We start from the raw sequence: 3,781 nt of genomic DNA, 5'->3' as shown, positions 1-3,781 counted from the left end.
GGGCGCTTCCACCCAAGTACTTTCGGCGTTTGCAGGCTTAACTGCTGTGTTCGGTATGGGAACAGGTGGATCCCTGCAGCCATCACCACTGAATTCGTTTCAGGATTCGTATCCTGACAACTACATCGAAAAGTATTTCGGATCTTAACAATCGGTGTGACTCTAATGTCATCTACTTAGTTTGTATGTTTTGGTTGTGAGTCTTTCGTCGTTTCTTCGCATGTACTCTTTTTCAAACTGCTTAAGTCAAGTCCTCGGTCTATTAGTACCGGTCCGCTCCATACATTACTGTACGTCCACTCCCGGCCTATCTACCATGTCGTCTTCATGGGACCTTACTTACTTTCGTAATGAGAAACCTCATCTCTAGGCTGGTTTCACGCTTAGATGCTTTCAGCGTTTATCCGTCCCGAACGTAGCTACCCAGCTGCACGCCTGGCGGCATGACTGGTACACCATTGGTTCGTCCACTCCGGTCCTCTCGTACTAGGAGCAGCCCCTTTCAAGTTTCTTCCGCCCGCGATGGATAGGGACCGAACTGTCTCACGACGTTCTGAACCCAGCTCGCGTACCACTTTAATGGGCGAACAGCCCAACCCTTGGGACCTACTTCAGCCCCAGGATGTGATGAGCCGACATCGAGGTGCCAAACCTCCCCGTCGATATGGACTCTTGGGAGAGATAAGCCTGTTATCCCCAGGGTAGCTTTTATCCGTTGAGCGATGGCAATTCCACTCTCTACCACCGGATCACTAAGCCCGACTTTCGTCCCTGCTCGACCTGTCCGTCTCGCAGTCAAGCTCCCTTCTGCCTTTACACTCTGCGCGCGGTTTCCGTCCGCGCTGAGGGAACCTTTGGGCGCCTCCGTTGCTCTTTCGGAGGCGACCGCCCCAGTCAAACTGCCCGCCTGAGACTGTCCGCACACTCGTTACGTGTCTCGTTAGAATTCCAATAAAACAAGGTTGGTATCCCACCATCGGCTCTGTCAATACTTGCGTACTCACTTCCCAGCCTCCCAACTATCCTGTACATCTTCTACCGGAATCCAATCTCAGGTTACAGTAAAGCTCCATGGGGTCTTTCTGTCCAGTCGCGGGTAACCTGCATCTTCACAGGTACTTCAATTTCACCGGGTCCCTCGTTGAGACAGTGCCCAAATCGTTACACCTTTCGTGCGGGTCGGAACTTACCCGACAAGGAATTTCGCTACCTTAGGACCGTTATAGTTACGGCCGCCGTTTACTGGGGCTTCAATTCTCTGCTTCGCCTTGCGGCTAACACGTCCTCTTAACCTTCCAGCACCGGGCAGGTGTCAGCATCTATACATCAGCTTTCGCTTTAGCAGACGCCTGTGTTTGTGGTAAACAGTCGCTTGGGCCTCTCTTCTGCCTCCCATTCCGGCTCCGTCCGTTTCTGGACTTTACCTACTCTGGGTTATCCTTTTCCCGAAGTTACGGATACATTTTGCCGAGTTCCTTAACGAGGGTTTTCCCGCGCACCTTAGAATTCTCTTCTTGCCTACCTGTGTCGGTTTTGGTACGGGCGCCTAAGTCCTTACTAGAAGCTTTTCTCGACAATTGAGTCCCTGCCCCTTCACCTTTGTCTCCAAAGGCTCCCCATCGCATCTCGGCTTTCAGTATGACGGCTTTCCCTATCATACTACCTACCTGCTTGGACATGCTCTTCCAATCGCATGCGCGCATTCCTTCTTGTGTCACTCCATCGCTCAATCAGACTTTTGCGGTACAGGAATTTCAACCTGTTGTCCATCTCCTACGCGTCTCCGCCTCGGATTAGGTCCCGACTTACCCTGGGTCGACGATCGTTGCCCAGGAACCCTTAGGCTTTCGGTGGGAAGGATTCGCACCTTCCTTTTCGCTACTCATACCGGCATTCTCTCTTCCTGCCTGTCCACCTGTCCTTCCGGTCAGGCTTCTTCCATGCAGGAACGCTCCCCTACCCATGTAGTTTCCTACATGCCAAAGCTTCGGTTCCGTACTTTAGCCCCGGTCATCTTCGGCGCAGAGTCTCTCGACCAGTGAGCTATTACGCACTCTTTTAATGGTGGCTGCTTCTGAGCCAACATCCTGGTTGTTTTCGAAATTCCACATCCTTCGCCACTTAGTACGGCATTGGGGACCTTAGCTGTTGGTCTGGGCTGTTTCCCTCTTGACTATGGGCCTTATTACTCACAGTCTGACTCCCATGTATAAGTACAGCCATTCGTAGTTTGATTAGGTTCAGTAGCCGGATAGGCCCCTACCCCGTTCAGTGCTCTACCGCCTGTACTCTCTCCATGAGGCTAGCCCTAAAGCTATTTCGGGGAGAACCAGCTATCTCCACGTTCGATTGGCATTTCACCCCTATCCACACCTCATCCAAAAGCTTTTCAACGCTCACTGGTTCGGTCCTCCACACATTTTTACCTGTGCTTCAACCTGGGCATGGATAGATCACTGTGGTTTCGGGTCTATTCCATCCAACTGGACGCCCTATTCAGACTCGCTTTCGCTTCGGCTCCACGTTTCCCGCTTAACCTCGCTGGATGAAATAACTCGCCGGTTCATTCTTCAATAGGCACGCCGTCGCGCATATAAAGCGCTTCGACTGCTTGTAGACATACGGTTTCAGGTTCTCTTTCATTCCCCTCCCGGGGTTCTTTTCACCGTTCCCTCACGGTACTATGCGCCGCTCGCCGCTACTAGGGGTATCTCTGTTGATTCCTTTTCCTCCGGCTACTTAGATGTTTCAGTTCACCGGGTGCCCTTCCTCGAAAGGATGACAGTACTCCTACTGCCGGGTTTCCCCATTCGGATACCTGCGGGTCAATGGTTACTTGCACCTTACCGCAGCTTTTCGCAGCTTATCGCGTCCTTCTTCGGCTGATATGGCCAAGGCATCCGCCGTATGCCCTTACTTACTTGACTTACGTCTTTTTTAAGATCAGCTCTCACCTTGCGGCTCCTGCTGTCTTCACCTTGTATATATTAGAGTTTCTTCGGTTCGTTAAGGTACTCCCTTTTTTCTTACAAAAAAAGAGGTACTTTCTTCAATACTTTTCTATGCAGTTGTCAAGGTACAAATGTGTTGGTGGAGATGAGGAGAATCGAACTCCTGACCCCCTGCTTGCAAGGCAGGTGCTCTCCCAGCTGAGCTACACCCCCACTACTTACTCGGGATTTATTATAAATCCCCATTAATGCATAAAGGCGCCTTGATTGTCCGTACTACATTTTCATGTTTCAGGTATATCAATTTGCCATGGTGGGCCTAGGTAGACTTGAACTACCGACCTCACGCTTATCAGGCGTGCGCTCTAACCAGCTGAGCTATAGGCCCATATTATGAAATTAAGAAGCACATGGCCTCTCAAAACTAAACAATGCAAAATTGGTTGTTCCAGAATGCCGACCTAAGTGATTGGGTTGAGTCCCTTACTGTATCTCTACTTCGCCGGATCTGCGCTCATACTATATGTCTTTCAACATATACTATCAGTCATATCCGGCATAAGTGACTCGCTCACATGTGTGCGTCGTGCGTTGCACTCCTTCACATGCGGCTCCCTGCTTATCCCTAGAAAGGAGGTGATCCAGCCGCACCTTCCGATACGGCTACCTTGTTACGACTTCACCCCAATCATCGCCCCCACCTTCGACGGCTGGCTCCTTGCGGTTACCTCACCGGCTTCGGGTGTGAATGACTTTCGTGGTGTGACGGGCGGTGTGTACAAGGCCCGGGAACGTATTCACCGCAGTATGCTGACCTGCGATTACTAGCG

Annotated in this window: 2 tRNA genes and 3 rRNA genes; all 5 read right to left on the bottom strand. The window is 51.2% G+C overall.

Annotation, left to right across the window (positions count from 1 at the left end):
* Positions 1–93, bottom strand: a 5S ribosomal RNA gene (rrf, locus tag AB840_RS15000); the annotation flags it as partial.
* Positions 94–242: 149 nt separating this feature from the next.
* Positions 243–2,927, bottom strand: a 23S ribosomal RNA gene (locus AB840_RS14995).
* A 161-nt stretch (positions 2,928–3,088) separates the two neighbouring features.
* Positions 3,089–3,164 (bottom strand) — tRNA-Ala (locus AB840_RS14990).
* A gap of 98 nt (positions 3,165–3,262) precedes the next feature.
* Positions 3,263–3,339, bottom strand: a tRNA-Ile gene (locus AB840_RS14985).
* Positions 3,340–3,580: 241 nt separating this feature from the next.
* Positions 3,581–3,781 (bottom strand): 16S ribosomal RNA (locus AB840_RS14980); the annotation flags it as partial.

Source organism: Megasphaera cerevisiae DSM 20462 (genome assembly GCF_001045675.1).
Taxonomy (GTDB): Bacteria; Bacillota; Negativicutes; order Veillonellales; family Megasphaeraceae; genus Megasphaera; species Megasphaera cerevisiae.
This window is presented reverse-complemented; position numbering and strand designations above follow the sequence as displayed.